The 21,588-nt window shown below is 69.6% G+C and carries 24 protein-coding genes; 12 read left to right on the top strand and 12 right to left on the bottom strand.

Annotated elements, in window-relative coordinates; genetic code table 11:
* The first annotated feature begins 16 nt into the window (after positions 1-16).
* Positions 17-658 (top strand): Rv1352/Rv1906c domain-containing protein, encoded by a 642-nt coding sequence (locus A3G1_RS38815; RefSeq protein ID WP_018351415.1) that lies wholly within the window; start codon positions 17-19, stop codon positions 656-658.
* Positions 659-710: 52 nt separating this feature from the next.
* Here A3G1_RS38815 and A3G1_RS0120780 read toward each other — a convergent pair whose 3' ends face one another.
* Complete coding sequence (locus A3G1_RS0120780) at positions 711-2,132, bottom strand: MFS transporter (protein WP_018351414.1); 1,422 nt, start codon at positions 2,130-2,132, stop codon at positions 711-713.
* A gap of 89 nt (positions 2,133-2,221) precedes the next feature.
* Here A3G1_RS0120780 and A3G1_RS0120775 point away from each other — a divergent pair, with 89 nt between their 5' ends.
* Together A3G1_RS0120775 and A3G1_RS0120770 are read left to right on the top strand one after the other, a co-directional pair.
* Positions 2,222-2,614: a MarR family winged helix-turn-helix transcriptional regulator gene (locus tag A3G1_RS0120775; protein WP_245563549.1), complete on the top strand. Its 393-nt coding sequence runs from the start codon at positions 2,222-2,224 to the stop codon at positions 2,612-2,614.
* A gap of 88 nt (positions 2,615-2,702) precedes the next feature.
* Positions 2,703-3,584: a polysaccharide deacetylase family protein gene (locus tag A3G1_RS0120770; RefSeq protein WP_018351412.1), complete on the top strand. Its 882-nt coding sequence runs from the start codon at positions 2,703-2,705 to the stop codon at positions 3,582-3,584.
* Here A3G1_RS0120770 and A3G1_RS0120765 read toward each other — a convergent pair.
* The 6 genes from A3G1_RS0120765 to hisN form a co-directional block, all read right to left on the bottom strand.
* Positions 3,562-5,577: an MDR family MFS transporter gene (locus tag A3G1_RS0120765; RefSeq protein WP_157641301.1), complete on the bottom strand. Its 2,016-nt coding sequence runs from the start codon at positions 5,575-5,577 to the stop codon at positions 3,562-3,564. The two genes, A3G1_RS0120770 and A3G1_RS0120765, sit on opposite strands and share 23 nt — an antisense overlap.
* Before the next feature lie 79 nt (positions 5,578-5,656).
* Positions 5,657-6,439, bottom strand: coding sequence for an ABC transporter permease (locus A3G1_RS0120760; RefSeq protein ID WP_018351410.1), 783 nt, complete (start codon positions 6,437-6,439; stop codon positions 5,657-5,659).
* 10 nt (positions 6,440-6,449) lie between these two features.
* Positions 6,450-7,208, bottom strand: coding sequence for an ABC transporter permease (locus A3G1_RS35915; protein ID WP_018351409.1), 759 nt, complete (start codon positions 7,206-7,208; stop codon positions 6,450-6,452).
* Positions 7,208-8,137: an ABC transporter ATP-binding protein gene (locus A3G1_RS0120750; protein ID WP_018351408.1), complete on the bottom strand. Its 930-nt coding sequence runs from the start codon at positions 8,135-8,137 to the stop codon at positions 7,208-7,210. Before A3G1_RS0120750 ends, A3G1_RS35915 begins: the two co-directional genes overlap by 1 nt.
* Positions 8,138-8,206: 69 nt before the next feature.
* Positions 8,207-9,049 (bottom strand): hypothetical protein, encoded by an 843-nt coding sequence (locus A3G1_RS0120745; RefSeq protein ID WP_018351407.1) that lies wholly within the window; start codon positions 9,047-9,049, stop codon positions 8,207-8,209.
* A gap of 118 nt (positions 9,050-9,167) precedes the next feature.
* Positions 9,168-9,962 carry a histidinol-phosphatase gene (gene hisN, locus A3G1_RS0120740; protein ID WP_018351406.1) on the bottom strand — a complete coding sequence of 265 codons (795 nt, stop codon included), beginning with the start codon at positions 9,960-9,962 and terminating at the stop codon, positions 9,168-9,170.
* Between the two features lie 88 nt (positions 9,963-10,050).
* Here hisN and A3G1_RS38810 point away from each other — a divergent pair, with 88 nt between their 5' ends.
* Complete coding sequence (locus tag A3G1_RS38810; protein ID WP_157641256.1) at positions 10,051-11,658, top strand: hypothetical protein; 1,608 nt, start codon at positions 10,051-10,053, stop codon at positions 11,656-11,658.
* Here the strand turns inward: A3G1_RS38810 and A3G1_RS0120730 are convergent.
* A complete protein-coding gene (locus A3G1_RS0120730) occupies positions 11,648-12,139 on the bottom strand; it encodes an ArsR/SmtB family transcription factor (RefSeq protein ID WP_018351404.1) in 492 nt (163 codons plus the stop codon). The genes A3G1_RS38810 and A3G1_RS0120730 overlap by 11 nt on opposite strands.
* Positions 12,140-12,195: 56 nt before the next feature.
* On the opposite strand from A3G1_RS0120730, the gene A3G1_RS0120725 reads away from it, so the two are divergent.
* Complete coding sequence (locus A3G1_RS0120725; RefSeq protein ID WP_018351403.1) at positions 12,196-13,074, top strand: S41 family peptidase; 879 nt, start codon at positions 12,196-12,198, stop codon at positions 13,072-13,074.
* On the opposite strand, the gene rsgA is transcribed toward A3G1_RS0120725, so the two are convergent.
* Together rsgA and aroA are read right to left on the bottom strand one after the other, a co-directional pair.
* Positions 13,071-14,036, bottom strand: a complete 966-nt coding sequence (rsgA, locus tag A3G1_RS0120720) for a ribosome small subunit-dependent GTPase A (protein WP_245563574.1) — start codon at positions 14,034-14,036, stop codon at positions 13,071-13,073. The genes A3G1_RS0120725 and rsgA overlap by 4 nt on opposite strands.
* A gap of 35 nt (positions 14,037-14,071) precedes the next feature.
* Positions 14,072-15,364, bottom strand: coding sequence for a 3-phosphoshikimate 1-carboxyvinyltransferase (gene aroA, locus A3G1_RS0120715; RefSeq protein WP_026212339.1), 1,293 nt, complete (start codon positions 15,362-15,364; stop codon positions 14,072-14,074).
* A gap of 186 nt (positions 15,365-15,550) precedes the next feature.
* On the opposite strand from aroA, the gene A3G1_RS35905 reads away from it, so the two are divergent.
* From A3G1_RS35905 to rsrA, 3 genes are all read left to right on the top strand, one after another.
* The gene (locus A3G1_RS35905; protein ID WP_051110605.1) at positions 15,551-15,904 is read left to right on the top strand and encodes a WhiB family transcriptional regulator; all 354 of its coding nucleotides are present in this window, start codon (positions 15,551-15,553) and stop codon (positions 15,902-15,904) included.
* A gap of 163 nt (positions 15,905-16,067) precedes the next feature.
* Positions 16,068-16,790, top strand: coding sequence for a sigma-70 family RNA polymerase sigma factor (locus A3G1_RS0120705; protein ID WP_083937047.1), 723 nt, complete (start codon positions 16,068-16,070; stop codon positions 16,788-16,790).
* Positions 16,791-16,796: 6 nt separating this feature from the next.
* The gene (gene rsrA, locus A3G1_RS0120700) at positions 16,797-17,090 is read left to right on the top strand and encodes a mycothiol system anti-sigma-R factor (protein WP_018351398.1); all 294 of its coding nucleotides are present in this window, start codon (positions 16,797-16,799) and stop codon (positions 17,088-17,090) included.
* Between the two features lie 92 nt (positions 17,091-17,182).
* Here the strand turns inward: rsrA and A3G1_RS42335 are convergent, their stop codons facing one another.
* Positions 17,183-17,257 carry a 50S ribosomal protein bL37 gene (locus A3G1_RS42335; RefSeq protein WP_157641297.1) on the bottom strand — a complete coding sequence of 25 codons (75 nt, stop codon included), beginning with the start codon at positions 17,255-17,257 and terminating at the stop codon, positions 17,183-17,185.
* Between the two features lie 123 nt (positions 17,258-17,380).
* Here A3G1_RS42335 and A3G1_RS0120695 point away from each other — a divergent pair, with 123 nt between their 5' ends.
* Together A3G1_RS0120695 and A3G1_RS0120690 are read left to right on the top strand one after the other, a co-directional pair.
* The gene (locus A3G1_RS0120695) at positions 17,381-17,602 is read left to right on the top strand and encodes a biotin/lipoyl-binding carrier protein (protein WP_026212338.1); all 222 of its coding nucleotides are present in this window, start codon (positions 17,381-17,383) and stop codon (positions 17,600-17,602) included.
* A gap of 15 nt (positions 17,603-17,617) precedes the next feature.
* On the top strand, positions 17,618-18,112 hold the full coding sequence (locus tag A3G1_RS0120690; protein WP_018351396.1) for a GNAT family N-acetyltransferase: 495 nt from the start codon (positions 17,618-17,620) through the stop codon (positions 18,110-18,112).
* Here A3G1_RS0120690 and A3G1_RS0120685 read toward each other — a convergent pair.
* A complete protein-coding gene (locus tag A3G1_RS0120685) occupies positions 18,109-18,657 on the bottom strand; it encodes a TetR/AcrR family transcriptional regulator (RefSeq protein WP_018351395.1) in 549 nt (182 codons plus the stop codon). The two genes, A3G1_RS0120690 and A3G1_RS0120685, sit on opposite strands and share 4 nt — an antisense overlap.
* Before the next feature lie 117 nt (positions 18,658-18,774).
* On the opposite strand from A3G1_RS0120685, the gene A3G1_RS35900 reads away from it, so the two are divergent.
* Both A3G1_RS35900 and A3G1_RS0120675 read left to right on the top strand, forming a co-directional pair.
* A complete protein-coding gene (locus A3G1_RS35900) occupies positions 18,775-20,343 on the top strand; it encodes an MDR family MFS transporter (RefSeq protein WP_157641255.1) in 1,569 nt (522 codons plus the stop codon).
* A 184-nt stretch (positions 20,344-20,527) separates the two neighbouring features.
* Positions 20,528-21,538, top strand: a complete 1,011-nt coding sequence (locus A3G1_RS0120675) for an SIS domain-containing protein (protein ID WP_026212336.1) — start codon at positions 20,528-20,530, stop codon at positions 21,536-21,538.
* The last annotated feature ends 50 nt before the right edge of the window (positions 21,539-21,588 follow it).

Raw genomic sequence — 21,588 nt, 5'->3', positions numbered from 1 at the left:
GTGTGAATGTCGTGGGGTGACTTCACCGGAGAATGACGCCACGGACACCGAGCTGGCCAATGACGGGCACGTCGGGCAGCCAGCCGGGAAGAGTGTTCGCCGGCGCGCCCGCGAGTTTCTGATTCCCGCCGTCGCGGTGTTCCTCGCACTCGGCTGGGGATTCGCCATCTACTACTACCGGACCGGTTCTGCGGCGATGGATGCACGCGACGACGCCCTGGCCCGCGTCAGCGTGCTGAACAACCAGGTCAGCACGCTGAACAACCAGGCAGCCGATCTGAAGGGCCAGCGCGACGGTTATGCCAGCCGTGAAGTGGCCAGGCAGCAGCACGAAGAGCAGGTCAAGCAGCGTGAGAAGGCCGTCGCCGACCGGGAGAGCGCAGTCAAGGGACGCGAGGAGGCTGTCACCGCACAGGAGAAGACGGCCGAGCAGAACACGATCCGGGAGGGCACGTGGGCCGTCGGTGTCGACATCCAGCCGGGCACCTACCGGACGAAGGAAATCGTCACCGGCCAGTGCTATTGGGAGATCAACTCCGACGCTAACGGCGACGACATCGTCGCCAATGCCATTGTCACGGGCGGGCGGCCCACCGTGAATATCGCCAAGGGGCAGTTCTTCACGACCAAGCGGTGTGGCGAATGGGTGCGCGTGTAGAAAAGCGATTGGCCGGGACAGCATCTGCTGTCCCGGCCAATCGCTTCCGTTGTTACTTGCGGCGGAGGGTGACCAGCGGGGTCAGCATGCCGATCGCCGCGATCAGGGTGACGACGCCGAGGGCCGTCCGGTAGTCACCGAGCACGTCGGCCGCCTGGGTGGAGCCGCCGGAGGTGATCACCGCGGTGACGACGGCCAGGGCGATCGCGCCGCCGACCTGGAAGGACGTCTGCACCAGGCCGGAGGCCAGGCCCTGCTCGTGGTCGGCGACCCCGTTGGTGGCCTGGATGTTCAGGGCCGGGAAGGCCAGCGCGAAGCCCAGGCCGATCAGGATCATCGTCGGGAGCATGACGACCAGGTAGCTCGGGTCGCTGTCGATCCGGAGGAACAGCGCGTACCCGATGACGAAGGCGATCAGCCCGGCCGTCACGACCTTGCCAGCCCCGAACCGGTTGACCAGCGCACCGGCCCGCGGCCCGCCGAACGCGACGATCAGGCCGGCCGGCAGCAGCGCCATCGCCATGCCGAGCGGAGACCAGCCGAGCATCGACTGCATGTAGAGCGCCACGATGAACTGGAAGCCGACGTAGGAACCGAGGACGGCCAGCGCGGCGAGGTTCGCTGCGACGACGTTGCGGTTACGGAAGATGCCGAGCCGGAGCAGCGGGTGCTTCACCTTGCTCTCGATCGCGAGGAACGCGCCGATCAACAGGGCGGACACCGCGAAACCGCCGAGCGTCTGGGCGCTGGTCCAGCCGGCCTCGGGAGCCGAGACGACCACGTAGACCAGGGTCAGCAGGGCCAGGGTGCTGGTGATCGCGCCGAACACGTCGTACCCGCCGCGCGCCTTCTCCTTCGCGTCAGCCGGGATCAGCTTCACGCCGAAGGCGAGCACGGCCAGCGCGACCGGCACCGGCAGCAGGAACGTCCACCGCCATCCGACCTCGGTCATCAGGCCGCCCAGGATCAGTCCGGAGGAGAACCCGCTCGCCCCGCAGGCGGTGTAGATGCTCAGCGCCCGGTTACGCGCCGGACCCTCGGGGAAGGTGGTCGTGATGATGGACAGCCCGGCCGGGGCGGTGAACGCGGCGGCGACACCCTTGACGAACCGGCTGCCGATCAGGAGCGCCGGGTCGTCGACCAGCCCGCCGAGCAGGGAGGCGACCGCGAAGATCGCGAGCGCGGTGAGCAGGACCTTGCGGCGGCCGAGCAGGTCGGCCATCCGGCCACCGAGCAGCAGCAGCCCGCCGTAGCCGAGGACGTATCCGCTGACGATCCACTGGAGGGCCGACGGCGACATGTCGAGCTCGGCGCTGATCGACGGGAGCGCGACACCGACCATCGAGACGTCGAGTCCGTCGAGGAAGAGCACACCGCACAGGACGATCAGGGTGCCCCAGAGCCGGGCGGTCCAGACGGTGGGAGCTGGTGTGACAGGAGGGGTTGGAGTGGCGAGGGTGGCCGTTGAGGTCATGCGAAGCAATATACATGCATCCGCAACTAGTGCAACAGGATTAAGTTCCACCTCAAAAAATGTCGATGCAACCTGATACGATCTCGGGCGTGACCACGGAAGCTCAGCTCGTCTCGACCTGGCGCGCGCTGCTGGAGCGCTACCACGCGACCTCCTGTGCCCTGGACCGGGCGCTCAACGACGGCCATCAGCTCGGCATGAGCGAGTTCGAGGTGCTGGAGCGGCTGGTCGAGGCCGAGAACGACGGCGGGCCAGCGATCCACCGCCGGGTCCAGGAGCTGGCCACGAGCGTCCACCTGAGCCAGAGCGCGCTGTCCCGGGTCGTCGCCCGGCTGGAGCGCGACGGCCTGGCGCTGCGGGTCATGTGCCCCTCCGACCGGCGTGGCATCTACGTCCAGGTCACTGAGGAGGGACGCGAGCGGTATGCGGCGGCGCGCGTCACCCACCGGGCGATCCTCGCGGAGACCCTCGGCTCGTCATAGTTTTCCCTCGTCCCGGACCGGCGCTGAACGGCGGTGGTTGGCGTAGCCTGGGCACACCTCCCGCTCGTCCTGCCTTCCCGGAGCACCAATGCCGTCTCGTCGCGCGGCCGTCATCGCCGCGGCCGCAGCTGTCACCGCCCTCGTCATGCTCGCGGCACTGTGGACAGGCAGCCGGATCGGCAGCGAACCGGTACCGGTCGCGATCTGGGGCGGACCTGCTGTGACCTCCGGCTGGCCGTCCCCGCCAGCGACCTCGGCGCCCGCACCCGCCACCAGCTCACCGTCCTCGCCGGCCGCCACCCCGCCGGGCACCCGGCCGCCGGTCAGGCCGACGCAGGCCGGCCCGCCGCCCGGCGGGGGTACCGGGCCCGGCGGGTCGGTGAAGTTCACCGGCAGCGAGGCCGTGGCGCTCACCTTCGACGACGGGCCGGACCCGGTGAACACGCCCCGGCTGCTCGACATCCTCAAGCAGCACGACGTCAAGGCGACCTTCTGCGTCGTCGGGTTCCGGGCGCGCGACCATCCCGACCTGGTACGGCGGATCGCCGCCGAGGGCCACGCGCTGTGCAACCACTCCTGGCAGCACCTCTTCGACCTCGCCCAGCGCGGCGCCGACTACATCCGGGCCGACCTCCAGCGCACCAACGACGCGATCCACAACGCGGTGCCGGGCGTGCCGATCCGGTACTTCCGCGCGCCCGGCGGCAACTTCACCTTCCCGCTCGCCGCGATCGCCCACGAACTCGGCATGCACTCCATCTACTGGGACATCGACACGCGGGACTGGGAGAGCACCAAGTACGGCACCGGCCCGGCGATGGTCAACCACATCATCGGCGTCGTGAACGGGCAGACGAGGAAAGGGTCCATCGTCCTCGCCCACGACAACGGCAAGCCCGACACGATCGAAGCCTTCCGTACCCTGACGCCGCAGCTCAAAGGCCGGTTCAATCTGATAGTGCTGCCTTGACCCCGCCCGGGGCCGGCGTGCCGGGGCCCGGCCAGTCGTTGTCGGCGCCGAGCAGCGCGCGGGACATCCTGGTCAGCAGGGCGTCGAGGTCCGGCTCCTGATCGGGTTTCCAGTCGCCGAGCAGCGCGACGAGCCCGGCCCGGCGGATCGCGAAGAGCTTCTCCGCCGCGTCCTCCCCGGCCGGGGTCAGGCTCAGCACCCCGTCCTCCGAGCGGGTCAGCATGCCCTTCGCGATCAGCGGCTCGGTGTGCTGCCGGCCTTCGTGCACTGTGGTGTCCGCCAGCTCGGCCAGCTCCCGCTCCGGCATCGGGCCGAGCCGTACCTCCGAGCTGAGCCGTTCCCCTGAGCCGTGCCGCCCGCCTTGCTTCGAGGCCCCGGGCGACTCCGGCTGTGCCAGCCGGGACACGATCCAGCAGCCGGCCGGGGTCAGGCCGAGCGTGGAGGTCGTGGCCAGCCACTGGTAGTAGCCCTTGCGCAGCTCACCGTCCACCCGCTGCGACAGCGCCCGCTCGATCTCGGCCAGGCTGGTCCGCTGGGTCGGTGCCGCGCTCAGCCCCTCACCCATGTCGGTGGCCCGGAGGCTGTCGCGGAGCGGTTCGTCGCGGAGCATGACGGCGAGGACCAGGGCGATCAGCGCGATCGGCGTGGCGATCTGGAACACGGTCTGCAGGGCCGCCGAGTACGCGTGGACGAAGTCGGCCATCACCTGCGGCGGCACCCTGCTCGGATCGGGGGCCACGCCGCCGCCCGAGGGCAGGCCCAGCTTGGCCGACTCGGTAGCCAGCCGGCTCGCGAAGATCGTCCCGAAGACGGAGACGCCGAACGAGCCGCCGATCGAACGGAAGAACGTGACGCCGGAGGTGGCGGTGCCCAGGTCCCGGTACGACACGGCGTTCTGCACCGCGATCACCAGGACCTGCATCACCAGGCCCAGGCCGGCCCCGAGGACGAAGAAGTACAGGCTGTACACCCCGGCCGAGGTCCGCTCGTCCATCGTGGACAGCAGGAACATGCCGAACGCCGTGACCACGGAACCCACGATCGGATACACCCGGTACCGGCCCGTCCGGCTGATCAGCTGCCCGCTGCCGATCGACGTGAGCAGCATGCCCAGCACCATCGGCAGCATGTAGACCCCGGACATCGTCGGCGTCACCCCGTGCACCACCTGCAGGAACAGCGGGATGAACGTCAGCGAGCCGAACATGGCGAAGCCGACAACGAAACTGATCGCCGAGCCGAGCGCGAAGATCCGGATGCCGAACAGGTTCAGCGGCAGCACCGGCTCGGCCGCCCGGCGCGCCGACCAGTACCAGCCCAGCGCCAGCACGACGGCCAGCACGCCCAGCCCGATGATCTGCCACGAGGCCCAGGGGTACATCGTGCCGCCCCAGCTCGTCATCAGCACCAGGCAGGCCACGGCGGCGGACAGCAGCGCGATGCCCAGATAGTCGATCTTGTGCTGGGTGTGCACCTCGGCCGAGTGCAGCACCGAGGCGATCACGATCAGGGCGAGGATGCCGATCGGCAGGTTGATGTAGAACACCCAGCGCCACGACAGGTGGTCGACGAACAGCCCGCCGAGCAGCGGCCCGGCGACACTGCTCACCCCGAACACCGCCCCGAACAGGCCCTGGTACCTGCCGCGGTCCCGGGGTGGGACGACATCGCCGACGATCGCGGCGGCCAGCGCCATCAGGCCGCCGCCGCCCACGCCCTGCAACCCGCGGAAGGCGATCAGCTCGCCCATCGTCCCGGCCTGCCCGCAGAGCACGGAACCCACCAGGAAGATCACGATCGAGGCGAGGAAGAGCTTCTTCCGGCCGTACTGGTCGCCCAGCTTCCCCCACAGCGGCGTCGCGATCGTCGACCCGAGCATGTACGCCGTGACCACCCACGACAGGTGCTCCAGGCCGCCGAGGTCGGAGACGATCGTCGGCAGGGCTGTCGACACGATGGTCTGGTCGAGAGCGGCGAGCAACATGGCGAGCATGAGCGCGCCGATGACCACCTTCACGCTGCGCTGAGGCTTCACAAGCCTGACAATACGGGCGAAGGGCAGCCCTCACCGGCTACTTCAGCAGCAGCTTCCCCATCCGCCGCGACGCGATCGTCAGCCCGATCGCCGCCAGCGCGGCCAGGTACACGGCGTGACCGATCAGCCCCGGCCCGACCTGCCCGGTCGTCAGCCCGCGCAGCAGCTCCACCCCGTGGTACAGCGGTGTGACCTGCACGAGCCACTGCGCCCACGCCGGGAACAGCGCGATCGGGGCGAAGGTGCCGGAGAAGAGGAACATCACGTACATGATGCCGGTGACGTAGTCGAAGTCCTGCCAGGACCGCAGGAAGGTCGCGATCGCCATGCCCAGCCCGCCGAACGCCAGGCCGATCAGCAGCGCGCCCGGCAGCGCGAGGACCGCCCACCACGAGGTCGTCAGGTCCATCACGGCCATCACGACCAGGAACGCCGCCGAGTACGCCCCGCCACGGGCCAGCGCGAACGACAGCTCGCCCCACGCGATCTCGTTCGGCCCGACCGGCGTGGCCAGGAAGGCGTCGTACAGCTTCTGGTACCGCATCTTGCCGAACAGGTTGAACGCCGACTCGATCATCGCCCCGCTCATCGCCGACTGGGCCATCATGGCCGGCGCGACGAACAGCGCGTAGGACATCGGCTCGCCGTCCACGGTGAACGTGCCGCTGACCAGGGCGCCGACCCCGATGCCGATGCTGAACAGGTACAGCACCGGCTCGAAGAAGCCCGAGACGATGTTCCACGGCAGCCGCTTGTACACAACGACGTTCCGCTCGAACAGCGCGCTCGCCCGCTTGGCCTGAGCCACCATCGTGAGCATTGTGGCCCCTCTACTTCTGCAGCCGTCGGGTGAACGAGGAGTGCGCCAGGAACCAGCCGGCCACCAGCCACACCAGCAGGTACGCGGCGTGCCAGCTCGCGGCGTTCGTGAACGCGCCGAACGCGAACTGCCGCGACAGCTCCACGGCGTGCCACAGCGGCGACACGTACGCCAGCGGCTCCAGCCAGCCCGGCAGCCGCTCGACCGGGAAGAACACCCCGGAGAACAGGCTCAGCGGGATCAGCACGAAGCGGAACATCAGCGAGAAGTTCGCCGCCGACGTGACCCGCGCGGCGAAGGCGATGGCCGGCCCGGCGCACGCCAGCCCGACCAGCCCGGCGACCGGCAGCGTGCCGAGCAGCCACGGGCTGTGCACCGCGCCGAACACCGCCATCACCAGCAGGAACGCCCCGGCCCCGACCAGCACCCTGGTCAGCAGGAACCCGAGCAGCCCGCCCAGCACGTCCCGCACCCGCACGGGCGTGGCCTGCATCGCGTAGTAGTACCGGCTCCACTCGAAGTTACTGAAGACCGGGAAGGTCGACTCCCCGACGGCCAGCTGCATCGCCGTGGACACCAGCAGCCCGGGAGCCAGGTAACTCACGTAGTCGACAGCGCCGAGCGCCCCGCCCCGGTCCACATACGTACCGACGCCGAGCCCGATGCTGAGCATGAACAGCACCGGCACGATGAACTGGCTGAACACGCTCCCTTTCCAGGTGCGCCTGTAGCCGATCAGCTCGTAGTGGTAGCAAGCCCAGGCCCGCATCAGTCGACCAGCGTCCGGCCGGTGATGTGCAGGAAGACGTCCTCCAGCGTGGACCGCCTGGCCAGCACGGAGGCGGGGACGACGCCACGGGCGTGCACCTCGGCGATGGCAGCGTCGCCGTCGGCGGCGTAGAGCAGCAGCCGGTCGGGCAGGGTCTCGATCCGCTGGGCGATGCCGTCGAGCTTCTCCGCGATCGAGCCCAGCTCGTCCATCTCGTTGAGCGAGAAGCGCAGCTCGACGACCTCGCGGGTGGAGTGGCGCTCGATCAGCTCGCGCGGCGAACCCTCCGCGACGATCTTCCCGCCGTCCATCACGACGAGCCGGTCGCACAGCTGCTCGGCCTCGTCCATGTAGTGCGTGGTCAGCACGAGGGTCACGCCGCGCTGCTTCAGCCGGAACAGCCGCTCCCAGACCAGGTGCCTGGCCTGCGGGTCGAGCCCGGTGGTCGGCTCGTCGAGCAGCACGATCTCCGGCTCGTTGATCAGGGCGCGCGCGATGGTCAGCCTGCGCTTCATCCCGCCGGACAGCGGCTCGACCCGGTCATTGGCCCGTTCGGTGAGCTGGACGAACTCCAGCAGCTCCAGCGCCCGTCTGCGCGCCTCGGCCCTGCTGATCCCGAAGAACCTGGCATACACCGTCAGGTTCTCCAGGACGGACAGCTCGACGTCGAGGTTGTCGGTCTGCGGCACCACGCCCAGCCTGGCCTTGATCTCCGCGGCGTGGGTCGCCGGGTCGAGGCCGAGGATGCTCAGCTCGCCAGCCGTGCGCGGCGAGACGCAGCCGATCATCTTCATGGTGGAGGACTTGCCGGCGCCGTTGGGGCCGAGGAAGCCGAAGGCCTCACCCGGCTCCACCTGCACATCGATGCCTTTGACGGCGGTGAGGTCACCGAACCGTTTCTGGAGCCCGCGGGCGGTTATCAGAGCCACGCCTGACGGTAGCGTGCGGCTACGACATTTCCGCAAGTACTTTCCCGGTACCGGGCGCGCTGCGGATATCTACGAGGACAACTCGGCCGCGACCTGCTCCTGCCGCACGACAGCCGTCGGCTGCGGCTCGGAGTACCTGGTCAGGGCGAGCACAGCCACCAGCGTCGCGCAGAAGCCGGCCGCGGCCAGCCATTCCAGCCCGGGGACGATCTGGTCGCCGAGGAAGAGGAGCCCGAGCGCCGCCGCCGGTACCGCGGCCGCCGCGTCCATACCGGCGATCGCCGCCATCGTCGAGCCGCGCTGCATGGCGATCGCGAGCAGCAGCGAACCGGACAGCGAGTGGACGATGAGCAGGTACAGCAGGGGGTCGGTCAGGAAGGTGACGGGCTGGCTGACGTTCGCCAGGGGACGGCTGGCCAGGGCCGCCGCGCCGAAGTTGAGCCCGGCGAGGCAACCCAGCGTTATCGACGCGCGGACCCCGCTGAGCCGGGTGGCGAACACCCCGGCCACCGCGATCCCGGCGAAGGCCAGCACGAGCAGGGCGATGCCCACCCAGCCGATCTCCTTGGACGGTGCGGGCTTCGCGGAGACCACGAGGCCGACCAGCCCGACGCCGAGCAGGCCCAGCAGGGCGACCTCGGCGCTCGGAAGCCGCCATTTGAGCACGAACACCCCGAGGATGGCCGTCACGCCCAGCCCGGCTGTCATGCACGCCTGGACCAGGAACAACGGCAGGTCCTCGCGGGCCAGGAAGGCCAGCACGAAACCGGCGATCTGGCAGAGCAGTCCGAGCAGGTACACGGGCTGGGTCGCGAGCTTGGCCAGCAGGCTCGGGTGCAGGTTGTCGGCGGTTTGCTCCCGGTTGACCGCGATCGACTGGAGCAGGTTGGAGACACCGTACGCAGCGATCATCGCCGCTAGGAAAAACCAACCCGAAGACACCCGACCCACGATAGCTGGGTCACTCGCTGTGCACAGCGGTGGCGGGCACAGATCACTCTCCGGTACCCCAAAGTCACTCGCCGAGGTGTTAGTCGCCGAGGTGGTCGAGCAGGACCTCGTGCAGCTGCCCGTTACTCATGATCACGCCGTCGCCGTGGTTCAGCGGGCGGCCGGCCCGGTTCGTGCACCGGCCGCCGGCCTCGGTGATGATCGGGATCAGGGCCGCCATGTCCCACAGGGCCAGCTCGGCCTCGACCATCGCGTCGACCGCGCCCTCGGCGAGCAGCATGTGCCCGTAGAAGTCGCCGTAGGCCCGGCTCCGCCAGGAGCCCCGCATCAGGTCGAGCATCGCGTCGAGCTTGCCGGCCTCCTCCCAGCCGCCGAGCGAGGAGTAGCAGAAGGAGGCGTCGGAGAGCTTGCCGACCTCGGAGACGTGGATCCGGGTGGCGTTCGACGCGTGCTTGCCCGCGAAGGCGCCGTGCCCGCGTGCCGCCCACCACCGGCGGCCGAGTGCCGGGGCCGAGACCAGCCCGAGCACCGGCTCGCCGCCCTCCAGCAGCGAGATCAGCGTCGCCCAGATCGGCACGCCACGGACGAAGTTCTTCGTGCCGTCGATCGGGTCGATCACCCACTGCCGGTTACCCGGGCCAGCCGCTGCCGGGGTGCTCCCGAACTCCTCGCCCAGCACGCCGTCGCGCGGGCGGCTGCGGGCCAGCGTGGAGCGGACGGCCTTCTCGACGGCGGTGTCGGCGTCGGTGACGGGCGACAGGTCCGGCTTGGCGTCGACCCGCAGATCGAGCGCACGGAAGCGGGAGAGGGAGATGGCGTCGGCTGTGTCGGCGAGGAGGTGGGCCAGCCCGAGGTCGTCCGTGTAGCGGGTCATGGCGAAAACCTATCTGATCTGAGTGTCGGTGGGGCTGTGGACTATCTCGCGCCGTTATCTTTGACGGAAGTCGATGGGAGGTTGAGCGATGGTCGCTGGCTTGCCTTACCGGACGGCGTTCCATACCGGCCTTCCATTCCGCGAAGCGCACGAGCGCACGGAGCAGGAGCTGTGCAAATGGCTGCGCGGCAAGCGGTACGACATAGCGGCATACGAGAATGAGCAGCAGGACCTCGCGCCGGACGCCCATATGCGCTACGTGAGCATGACGGGGACGCGTGGCTGGCAATTGCGGGAAAGAACGGCGATCGGCACCTGGCTGACGACACTCACCGTGCATGAGGAAAGCCCGTCGAGAAGCTGGATTTCCCTCGACGTCGAGCACGTTCCCTTTCCTGGTTACGAGCCTCAGCGGGCCGCTGTTCCCCGGCTCGCGCGCCTGTTGCTCGAAGAGTTCGACGCTTATGACGACGAGGCTGTGCTCCGGCCGGAACCGGAGCTGATCCGGCCGGACCGCGTGGAGAATCTGCTCGAACTCGTCTGCGCGCCGGACCGGCGGCTGCCAGTCGTGGTCGCGGCCCCGCACCAGTGCCGCCCGTTCGACGACTGGCGGCACGAGGTGGCCAGGCTGACGGCCGACCTGCCGGGCCTGGCGAGTGTGTACATTCTGGACCCCACGGCGCTCACCGAGTTCAACGGCGGCATGGGTGACGGCCCGCACCACGTCGGCCCCGGCGCCGTCCGGACGTACCTGGCGGAGACCGACCCGGCCGTCGCCGACGACGCGCTCCGCCACCGGGTGCTGTCCGGCCGGCGTATCGAGGCTGATCCGGCCCGCGCCCGGCAGGTACTCGGGCTGCTGCCCCGGCAGCTCGCGGCGAACCGGCCGCGCCCCGGCGCCCTGGCCAAGGTGACCTTCGCCCGCCAGCGCACGTCGCCGGAGTCCCGCTCGCCGGAGGCTGAGCTGGCTGGCCTGCGCGTCAGGTACCTGGACCTGGAGCACCTGCTCAAGGAGACGGAGTGGGAGCGTGACCGGGCCAAGGACCAGCGCGACGATCTCGACAGCCGCCTCTTCGACGCGCACGGCGAGCTGGAGGCCGAGCAGCGGCGGCGCAGCCGGCTCGCCGACCGGGTGCGCTATCTCGAACGGCTGCTGTGCGACTCGGGGCACGGCGACCAGGTGTACACCGAGTCCTCGTACGCCGACCCGCCGAAGTCCTTCGACGAGCTCCTCGACCGGATCGGCGAGCTACCACGGATCGTCTTCACCGGCGACCGGCACAAAGCGCTGAGCCTCGACGACCAGCACGAGTATTCGACGTGGGCTGTCGGTGCCTGGGACGCGCTCCGGGCGCTTTCCGACTACGCGGACGCCAAGGCGGACGGCACATTCACCAGAGGTTTCTACGCGTGGTGCAAGGAGCCGCCTTCCGGCGCGCTGGCCATCACCGCCCGCAAGGTGGTGCGCGCGGAGTCGGACACTGTTTGCCACAGCGCGAAATTCTCCGGGTACAGAATGCTGCCCTGTCCTGTGACGATCGACCCGAGCGGCCGCGTTTTCATGGGTGCGCACATCAGGATCGGGGCCAGCGGCAGGGTCTCGCCGCGCATGCACTTCCATGACGCGGTAGCGGCCGATGGCAATGTCTACATTGGATATATCGGCCCGCACCTGCCGAACACCCTTACGAACTGATCCCTTCCTGGTACATGCTGACCAGCAGCCCGTAGCGCGCTTCTTCCGGCCCGGCCGGCTCGATGTTCTCGGCCAGCTCCGCCAGCGCTGCCCGCAGTTTCGCCGCCTGCGCCGCGGTCAGCCGGACGTGGCGCAGGGTGAGCAGCGGGTCGTCGGCCGCCCCGGCGATCTCCTCGGCGACCGCGCCGAGCAGCGCGCTGGTCGAGCCGATCGACCGGGGTTCGAGGTCGATCCGGCGGGCGGAGCGCTGGTAGTACTGCTCGGTGCCGCCCCGCACCTGCTTCGTCGCGATCACCCGGACCATGCCGGCCTCCCGCAGCACCTTGAGGTGGTGGGCCACGTTGCCCTTCTGCGCGCCGAGCCGGGCGGCGAGCTGGGCCATCGTGGCTGGCTCGCCGAGCGCGAACATCAGGCGCTGGCGGAGCGGGTGCCCGAGCGCCTTGAACTGCTCGGGAGTCGTGATCTTCAGGTCGTCGTCCACCCCTAAAGTGTCTGCGAATGTTGACGCTTTGTCAAGAGCATGCTCTAGTACCGGACATGGACATCACCAAGATCACCCAGGACACCAGCGCCCTCGTCGCGAAGCACTACGTCTTCCCCGACCTCGGCGGCCAGCTCAGCGGCCTGATCAGCACCCGGGCCGCCGACGGCCACTACGCGACGGCCACAGGCCCGGAAGAACTCGGCGGCCTCGTCACGGCCGACCTCCAGTCCGTCAACGGCGACAAGCACCTGCGGTTGAAGTACCACGCCGAGGCGCTGCCCGACCTGCCCAGCGCAGAGATGATGATGGCTGAGAACGCCCGCGACGCCGCCCGCAACCTCAACGGGGTCGCCAGGATCGAGCGGCTGCCCGGCAACGTCGCCCTGCTCGAACTCGGCCCCCGGCTCTACCCGATCGAGATCTCCGGCCCGGCCATCACCGCGGCCATGCAGGTGGTCGCCTCCGCCGACGCGCTGGTCCTCGACCTGCGGGGTACCCGAGGCGGAGACCCCCGCGTCGTCGCGCTGGTGTGCAGCTACCTCTTCGACGGCCGGCCCGTGCACCTCAACGACATCTACGACCGGGCGCAGGACAGCACAACCCAGTTCTGGACCCTGCCGTACGTGCCCGGCCCGGCGTTCGGCGGCACCAAGCCGATCCGCGTCCTCACCAGCCCGGACACCTTCTCCGGCGGCGAGGAACTGGCCTACGACCTCCAGCAGCTCGGCCGGGCCGTCCTGGTCGGCGAGCGCACGGGCGGCGGCGCGCACCCCCGGATCGGCATCCGCCTCCACCCGCACCTCGAACTCACGGTGCCCACCGCCCGGGGCATCAACCCGGTGTCCGGGACGAACTGGGAGGGCACCGGCGTCATCCCCGAGATCGAGGTACCGGCGGCCGAAGCCCTCGACGCCGCCCTGAAGTCGCTCTAGCTCCGGTCCGGCCCCGACAGCTCCTCCCCGGCTCGCGAGGCGAGCAGCCGCCGGTACGAGGCCAGCCGGCGCGCGTCGGCGTTGCCGGCCGCGACCCACCCGGTCAGCGCGCAGTCGGGGGAGTGCTCGTCGTGCTCGCAGTTCGGCGGGCAGTCCAGAGTGCCCTCCACCAGGTCACCGAACCCGTGCAGCAGGCTGTGCGCCGACACGTGCGCCAGCCCGAACGACCGGATCCCCGGTGTGTCGATGATCCAGCCGTTGCCACTGGCCAGCGGCAGCGCCACCGCACTCGTCGACGTGTGCCTGCCCTTGCCGATCGCGCTCACCACGCCGACCGCCCGATCCGTGCCGGGCACGAGCCGGTTCACCAGGGTCGACTTCCCGACACCCGAGTGCCCGATCAGGACGGAAAGCCTGCCCTCCAGCCGGTCGAGCAGCTCGTCGAGCGGGGCGTCCGGGCTCATGGCCAGCCAGTCGAGCTCCAGGTCGGCGTAGTAGCCGAGCAGCTCGTCCGGCTTGGCCAGGTCCGACTTGGTCAGGCAGAGCAGCGGCGAGATGCCGGTGTCGTACGCCGCCACCAGGCACCTGTCGATGAATCCGGTCCTCGGCGGCGGATCGGCCAGCGCCGCGACGATGACGAGCTGGTCGGCGTTGGCCACCACGACGCGCTCGGTGGGATCGTCGTCGTCGGCCGTCCGCATCAGCTTCGACGCCCGCTCCTCGATCCGGACGATCCGCGCGAGCGAACCGGCCGACCCGCTGGTGTCGCCGACCAGCGCCACCCGGTCGCCGACCACGACGGACTTGCGGCCCAGCTCCCTGGCCCGCATCGCGGTCAGCTCCCGGTCACCGGCCACACACGTGTACCGGCCACGGTCCACCGCGACCACCAGGCCCGGCTCGGCGTCGGCGTGCTTGGGGCGGGTCCGGGTACGCGGCCGGGAACCCTTCCCCGGCCGCACCCGGACATCGTCCTCGTCGTACTCCCGTGCCTTCTTCAGGATCCTGCTCCCAGCAGGCTGGCCCACAGCGCCGGGAACTCCGGCATGGTCTTGGACGTGCAGCCGACGTCGGTCAGCTCGACGCCCGGCACCCGCAGCCCGACCACGGCGGCAGCGTGCGCGAGCCGGTGGTCGTCGTACGTCTCGAACACGGCGCCGCGCAGCTTGCCCGGCACGATGTGCAGCCCGTCCTCCGTCTCGTCGACCCGGGCGCCCACCTTGGACAGCTCACGGGCCAGCGCGCCGAGCCGGTCGGTCTCGTGGGTCCGGATGTGGCCGATGCCGCGCAGCGTCGACGGCCCGTCCGCGAGGGCGCACAGCGCGGCGATCACCGGGGTCAGCTCCCCGACCTGGGAGAGGTCGGCGTCCAGACCCCGCAGGTTGCCAGTACCCCGGAAGGTCAGGCCGTCGGTGTCCAGCGTCCACGAGCCGCCCATCGCGGCCAGCAGGATGCGGAGCTGGTCGCCTGGCTGCGTCGTCGAGCGCGGCCAGTCGAGGACCTTTACCTCCCCGCCGGTCACCAGGGCCGCGGCGAGGAACGGGGCGGCGCCCGACAGGTCCGGTTCGATGGTCCAGGCGCGGCCGGAGAGCTTGCCCGGCTCGACCTGCCACACATCCGGTACGGAATCGTCGACACCGGCACCTGCGGCCCGCAGCATTTCCATTGTCATGCGCAAATGTGGAGCCGAAGGCACGGGTGGCCCGACATGGCGGACGGTAATGCCCTGGTCGAAATCGGCCCCGGCGAGCAGCAGCCCGGAAACGAGCTGACTCGATTGAGAGGCGTCAATGGTGACTTCTCCGCCGGTCACCCGGCCCTGACCGTGCACGGTGATCGGCAATCCGTCACCGGTCACCTTCACTCCCAGTGCGCGCAGCGCGTCGAGGAGTGGCTTGAGCGGACGCTGCCGCGCCCGGGGGTCGCCGTCGAAGGTGATGTCACCCTCGGCCAGCGCCGCCACCGGCGGCAGGAAGCGCATCACGGTGCCGGCCAGGCCGACATCGATGTGCGCCGGGCCACGCGGCGGGCGTGGCCTGACCGTCCACAGTTCATCATCGTCGGTACTGACCTGCGCGCCGAGCGCGCGCAGCCCGGTGGCCATCAGCTCGGTGTCGCGGGCCCGCAACGGCCGGCGCAGAGTCGAGGTATCGAGGCTTGTCGCTGCAAGGACGAGTGCCCGGGCTGTCATGGACTTCGATCCGGGCAGCCTGACGGCGCCGTGGATTGGCCCGGTGGCGAGCGGGGCGGTCCAGGGGGTCTTTGTCACCGTTCTAGTCTGCCGGGTCACGCAGCGCTGTGGAGCCCGGCCCGCCGGATAACCCTGAGTGGCCGAGTGAACTGTCCGGATATGTGGGTTCTTGTGATTTCAGTTGTTGAACAATGACCGTCGAAACTCTTTACCTCCCGCCGATATGTGCGGTAGAACACAGCGCCGGCCTTCAATACGGGCCGGTGTTACGGGGGAGGTGGGTAAATGACCCGGGCGCGTATGCCACGCCCGCATGAAGTCGACGCCGCACGTCGTGATCCACGGCTGCGGCTCGCGTACGAACAGCGGAATCTGGAAGCCGGATGGCGGGTCTACGGACGCTGCCGATCCGTGGACCCTGAGGTGTTTTTCCCCGCGCCGACCGAGCGCGACCAGGCGGACGCGGCAATGGCCCTGTGCGGGTCCTGCGACGTGTCGGGCGCCTGCCTCGCGTGGGCGCTCGACTCAGGGGACTGTAACGGAGTCTGGGGCGGCACGCTGCCCCGTGAACGGCGGGCGATGCTCGTCGCCTGGCGGGCCGGGGAGGACGACGAAACCTTCGCGCTCGCCCGTCGTTAGACAGGACGTACCCGGCACCTCGCGGGGAACCTCCACAGCCTGACCCCGGCACCGGTGAGCCAGCTCACCGGTGCCGGGTGAGGGAATTCCCCGGGCGAGGAGGCTGTTGCCCCCTGTGAAGCTCCGCCCTCCCGCGGAGTGGGAGAGGGGTGGCGACGTGCCGATGATGCTCCAGGAGCAGGCCAAGACTCAGGTTCACGACCTGCTGTCCGCGCCCGATTGGACCCCGGACGGCCCTCCTGCCCCCGGCGTATCCTCCTTGAAGAGGCGGACCAGGGGGGATGGCGGCGTGGTGGTGGCTGACCGGCAGGACCGGCGGGAACAGAGAGCGCGTTTCGAGAAGGACGCCATGCCCTTCCTCGACCAGCTCTACGCGGCTGCCCTGCGGATGACCCGCAACCCGGCCGACGCCGAGGACCTGGTCCAGGAGACCTTCATGAAGGCCTTCGCTGCCTTCCACCAGTTCGAGCAGGGCACGAACCTGAAGGCCTGGCTGTACCGCATCCTCACCAACGCGTACATCAACTCCTACCGCAAGCGGCAGCGGCAGCCGATCCAGGCTCCGACCGAGGAGATCACCGACTGGCAGCTCGCCGAGGCCGAGTCGCACACCTCCTCGGGGCTCAAGTCCGCGGAGACCGAGGCGCTGGAGCGCCTGCCGGACTCCGACGTGAAGACCGCGCTGCAGCGGCTGCCGGAGGAGTTCCGGCTCGCTGTCTACCTGGCCGACGTCGAAGGCTTCTCCTACAAGGAGATCGCCGACATCATGGGCACCCCGATCGGCACCGTCATGTCCAGGCTGCACCGCGGCCGGCGCAGCCTGCGGGGCCTGCTGGAGAACTACGCCGCCGAGCGCGGTTTCGCGGCTGCGAAGCAGGAGGTCTGAGTCGTGATGTCTGACGGCTCCCACGAGAACGAGGCTGACTGCCGCGAGGTCCTGGCCGAGGTCTATCTCTACCTCGACCTGGAGTGCGACGAGAGCCGCCGTGGCCTGATCCAGCAGCATCTGAACGAGTGCAGGCCCTGCCTGCGGGAGTTCGGCATCGAGCAGGAGGTCAAGGCGCTGGTCGCCAGGTGCTGCGGTGGGGAGTCCGCCCCGCTCGAGCTCCGCGACCGGCTCCGGTTGCGGATCGAGGAGATCGCCGCCGAGCCCTCCTTCGAGGCCGAGCTGCGCGACCGCCCGTAAACCCCTTTTTCCTGTACTGACAAGCCAAGGGCCGGTCCCCGATCACGGGGGCCGGCCCTGAAGCTTGTGCTGCTCGCGTCTGGAACTCGTCCTCAGGCGTTGGGACGACGGCCGTGGTTGGCCTTGCTGTTCTTGCGAGCGCGCTTCTTGCGAGCCTTCTTGCCCATCGTCATCTCCCTTGGACTTCTCTTGCGAACCCGTCGAGCTTACTAGTGGCGCTCGTTCGCCGATGCGGCAGCCGTGATCCGTGATTGGATCAGGCGGAGGGCACTCAACCGCTGTGGAAGGGGCTGGCGATGTCCGGGGAGATTCGTTCAGAGATGTCGGCGAACGTATGGAAAGTGGTGACCCTGCCCGGCGCGAAGGTGGCCGAGGGCGACACCCTGGTGATCCTCGAGTCGATGAAGATGGAGATCCCCGTGCTCGCCGAGGCTGACGGTACGGTGGCGGAGGTCGCGGTGCACGAGGGCGACGTCGTGCAGGAGGGCGACCTGATCGCCGTCATGGTCTGAGAGTCGGGTACGAGTGTGCTGATCAGGGAAGCTGTCCCGGCGGAGTACGAGCGGGCCGGGCAGGTCTGCGTCGCGGCGTACCGGGCGGCCGGGCAGGTGACGCCGGAGACCGAGCGCTACGCGACCGTGCTCGCCGACGCGGGTACCCGGGCGCGGGAGTGCGATCTGCTGGTCGCGGCCGGTGACGACGGGGCGATCCTCGGCACGGTCACCTTCTGTGTCGCCGGGCAGGAGTACGCCGAGCTGGCTCAGCCGGGCGAGGCCGAGTTCCGGATGCTCGCCGTGGACCCGGCGGCCCAGGGCCGGGGCGTCGGGGAGGCGCTGAGCCGGGCGTGCGTCGAGCGGGCGCGCGAGCTGGGCTGCTCGGCCCTGGTCCTGTGTACCCGGGAGGACGCCGTGGCCGGCCCGGCCCGCCGCCTCTACGCCCGCCTCGGCTTCACCCGCACCCCCGGGCTGGACTGGGAGCCGCTGCCGGGGGTCGAGCTGCACGCCTGGCGGCTGGAGCTCTAGGTACCGAGGGGGTCCGAGCTGGTCAGCTCGCCGGCCACCAGCAGGATCGCGTCCTCGATCTCCTGGTCGGACTTCGCGTGCTCCTCGCGGAACATCCAGCCGACGTGCATGACCATGATCGCGGCGACGGCGCGCATCCGGTCGGGCAGGCCGGACTCGGCGGGGGCCAGCAGCTGGCCGAGGCCCTTCATCTTCGCCTTGAACCGCTGGCCGGCGTCGAGGTGCGCCAGCGAGGCCTGGTTCTCCTGGAGGAACCGGATCAGCTTGACGCTGCTGCGGATCTCCGCCGTGTACCGCTGGACGATCGCCGCGCGGGTACCGGCGCCGGGCGGCTGCTCCTGGCCCCAGGCGATGATCGCGTCCACCCTGGACATCAGCGAGTCGAGGATGCCGGTGAAGATGTCGTCCTTGGTCTTGAAGTGGTAGTACACCGCGGCCTTGGACACGTCCAGCCGCTCCGCGATCTCACGGAGTGACGTCTTCTCGTACCCGCGCTCGGCGAAAAGGTCGAGCGCCTCGGCCATGATCCGTTCACGGGTGTCCACGTGTGCCGCCTTGGTCAAATCGACTTGCCGGTCGGCAAGTAAGCGAGCTATCTTCGGCCTCGAGTCTACTAGCCGGTCGGCAAGTAAGTGGGGTTCAGTCGTCGCCCCGCAACGGCCATGAAGGTAAACGGAGCCCTCCGCGTGACACAACCAGCCAGCCGGCGGGAAATACTCGCCGTGCTTCCCGCCATGCTCCTCGTGATGCTCCTGGCCATGCTGGACAACACCATCGTCGGTACCGCGATGCCCACGATCGTGGGTGACCTCGGCGGGATGCAGCACTTCTCCTGGGTCGCGACGAGCTACATCCTCACCTCGACGATCACCACCCCGCTGTACGGCAAGCTCGGTGACCTCTACGGCCGCAAGAAGCTGTTCATCACGTCGATCGTCATCTTCCTCGCCGGCTCGGCGCTCTCCGGCCTGGCGCAGGACATGACGCAGCTGATCGCGTTCCGCGCGGTGCAGGGGCTCGGGGCCGGCGGCCTGATGGTCGGGGTCATGGCGCTGATCGGTGACCTCGTGCCCGCTCGCGAGCGCGGCAAGTACCAGGGTTACTTCGCGGCCGTCATGGCGCTGGCGATGGTGGGCGGCCCGCTGGTCGGCGGCTTCTTCACCGACCACGTGTCGTGGCGCTGGTGCTTCTACGTGAACCTGCCGCTGGGCGCGATCGCCCTGGTCCTGGTCGCGATCCGGCTGCACACCCCGGTCAACAAGATCAGCCACAGGATCGACTACCTGGGCATCGGGCTGCTGTCCGGGGTGTCGGCCGCGCTGGTCCTGCTCACCACCTGGGCCGGTACCGAGTACGCCTGGGACTCGCCGCAGATCATCGGCCTGGGCCTCGCGGCGGTGGCCGGCCTGATCGCCTTCCTCTGGGTGGAGGCCAAGGCCAGCGAGCCGGTGCTCCCGCTCAACCTGTTCGCCAACCGCAACTTCTCCCTGACCGCCGGGATCGGCTTCCTCCAGGGCTTCGCGATGTTCGGCGCGATCATGTTCCTCCCGCTGTACCAGCAGCTGGTGCAGGGTGCCTCGGCCACCAACTCCGGCCTGCTCCTGCTGCCGCTGATGGCCGGCATGATGGGCGCGTCGATCGCGGCGGGCCAGGCGATCTCGAAGACCGGCAGGTACCGGTTGTTCCCGATGGTCGGCGCGGCGGTCATGACGATCGGCATGGTGCTGCTGTCCCAGGTCGAAGTGGGCACGAGCAAGTGGACGACGTCGCTGTACATGCTGGTCCTCGGGATCGGGATGGGCCTGATCATGCAGATCGTCGGCATGATCGCCCAGAACAGCGTCGGCCCGAAGGACATGGGCGTCGCGAGCAGCACCTCGATGTTCTTCCGCTCGATCGGCGGCGCGTTCGGTGTCTCCATCTTCGGCGCGATCTTCACGAGCACCCTGAAGGACGGCGTGTCCTCTATGCCGGGCGAGGCGGCTGGCAAGCTGCTCAGCGGCGGCACGCAGGTCGACCCGGCGGTGCTGGCCAAGCTCAGCCCGGCCGAGCTCGGCACCTTCATGCAGGCGGTGGCCGACGCGACCGGCACGGTGTTCGGCTGGGCCGTGCTGTTCACCGTGATCTCGCTGGCGCTGTCGTTCTTCATCCAGCACGTGCCGCTGCGCGGCCCGGGCGGCCCGGCTCCCGAGCAGGGCTCCGAGGAAGAGAAGGAACTGGCCAAGGCCTGATCGGACTCACAGCGTCACCGGGCGCGCTCCGCTCACCACGAGCGGGGCGCGCCCCCTTTTGCGCACCGATCATGCTCATTTCGGTGCGATCATTGGACAGAGTGAGCATCTTCGAGCAATACTGAGCATGAGACGTCACGCTTGGAGGTTGGTACCAGTGATCGCACAGCAGGCCGGCGTGGGCATGGCCACCGACATCGCAGAGCAGCCCGGTGGGTACGCGCGGCTGCTGGACGAGGGCGCCGGCCCGATCAGCCAGGCCGCGGCCCAGATCGCGGCGTGGGACCCGAAGTTCGTGCTGTTCACCGCGCGCGGTACGTCCGACCACGCGGCCCTCTACGCCGCGTACCTGACGGAGATCCGGCTGGGCATCCCGGTCGGGCTCGTGTCGCCGAGCGCCGTCACGCTGTTCGGCGCCCGGCCCAAGCTCGACGGCGCGCTGGTCGTCGGGGTCTCCCAGAGCGGCGGCTCGCCGGACCTGGTCGAGGTGCTGCGCGTGGCCGGCGAGCAGGGCGCACACACCCTGGCCGTCACGAACAACCCCTCTTCGGCGCTGGCCTCGGCTGCCGAGCTGCACGTGGACGTACTCGCCGGGCACGAGCGCGCCGTCGCGGCCACGAAGACGTACACGGCTGAACTGATGGCCCTGCTTCTCCTGGTCGAAGGCATCCGCAACGGCGGGGAGTTGCCGGCAGAGGAGCGCCGCGCGCTGGAGGAGCTGCCGGGCCTGGCCGCTGGCGTGCTGGCCGACCCGACGGCGACGGAGCTGGCCGCCCGGTACCGGTTCGCCGACCGGATCGTGACGACCGGCCGCGGCTACGGGTACCCGACGGCGCGGGAGGCCGCGCTGAAGCTGATGGAGACCTCCTACATCGCCGGGCTGGCGTTCTCCGGTGCCGACCTGCTGCACGGGCCGCTGGCGATGGCCGACCCGGACGTGCCGGTACTGGCTGTCGCGGGTAGCGGCAAGGGCGGCGAGTCGATGCGCGAGGTACTGGCGAAGCTCGGCGAGCGCCGGGCCGACGTCGTGACCATCGGCGCGGGCATGACGGTGTCCACCCCGGACGTCGACGAGCGGTACGCCCCGCTGCTCGACATCCTCCCGCTCCAGCAGCTCGCCCTGTCCCTGGCGCTGACCCGAGGCGAGGACCCCGACGCCCCTCGCGGCCTGAAGAAGGTCACCGAGACGCTGTAGCCCCATGAATCGTGGGACCCCTCACGTCGCCCTGGCAGCATGAGGGGTCC

The sequence above is a fragment of the Longispora albida DSM 44784 genome (assembly GCF_000379825.1).
GTDB classification, from domain to species: Bacteria; Actinomycetota; Actinomycetes; order Mycobacteriales; family Micromonosporaceae; genus Longispora; species Longispora albida.
This window is presented reverse-complemented; position numbering and strand designations above follow the sequence as displayed.

What these genes read in the sequence shown, in the direction of transcription:
- A3G1_RS0120765 (WP_157641301.1), bottom strand. Translation starts at nt 5,577, where the DNA reads ATGCTCGCCATGTTGCTCGCCGCTCTCGACCAGACCATCGTGTCGACA.
- A3G1_RS0120725 (WP_018351403.1), top strand. Translation starts at nt 12,196, where the DNA reads ATGGACATCACCAAGATCACCCAGGACACCAGCGCCCTCGTCGCGAAG.
- A3G1_RS0120745 (WP_018351407.1), bottom strand. Translation starts at nt 9,049, where the DNA reads ATGATCGCTGCGTACGGTGTCTCCAACCTGCTCCAGTCGATCGCGGTC.
- rsrA (WP_018351398.1), top strand. Translation starts at nt 16,797, where the DNA reads ATGTCTGACGGCTCCCACGAGAACGAGGCTGACTGCCGCGAGGTCCTG.
- A3G1_RS35905 (WP_051110605.1), top strand. Translation starts at nt 15,551, where the DNA reads ATGACCCGGGCGCGTATGCCACGCCCGCATGAAGTCGACGCCGCACGT.
- A3G1_RS35900 (WP_157641255.1), top strand. Translation starts at nt 18,775, where the DNA reads ATGAAGGTAAACGGAGCCCTCCGCGTGACACAACCAGCCAGCCGGCGG.
- hisN (WP_018351406.1), bottom strand. Translation starts at nt 9,962, where the DNA reads ATGACCCGCTACACGGACGACCTCGGGCTGGCCCACCTCCTCGCCGAC.
- A3G1_RS0120770 (WP_018351412.1), top strand. Translation starts at nt 2,703, where the DNA reads ATGCCGTCTCGTCGCGCGGCCGTCATCGCCGCGGCCGCAGCTGTCACC.
- A3G1_RS0120780 (WP_018351414.1), bottom strand. Translation starts at nt 2,132, where the DNA reads ATGACCTCAACGGCCACCCTCGCCACTCCAACCCCTCCTGTCACACCA.
- A3G1_RS0120705 (WP_083937047.1), top strand. Translation starts at nt 16,068, where the DNA reads ATGATGCTCCAGGAGCAGGCCAAGACTCAGGTTCACGACCTGCTGTCC.
- A3G1_RS38810 (WP_157641256.1), top strand. Translation starts at nt 10,051, where the DNA reads ATGGTCGCTGGCTTGCCTTACCGGACGGCGTTCCATACCGGCCTTCCA.
- A3G1_RS0120760 (WP_018351410.1), bottom strand. Translation starts at nt 6,439, where the DNA reads ATGCTCACGATGGTGGCTCAGGCCAAGCGGGCGAGCGCGCTGTTCGAG.
- A3G1_RS0120675 (WP_026212336.1), top strand. Translation starts at nt 20,528, where the DNA reads ATGGCCACCGACATCGCAGAGCAGCCCGGTGGGTACGCGCGGCTGCTG.
- A3G1_RS35915 (WP_018351409.1), bottom strand. Translation starts at nt 7,208, where the DNA reads ATGCGGGCCTGGGCTTGCTACCACTACGAGCTGATCGGCTACAGGCGC.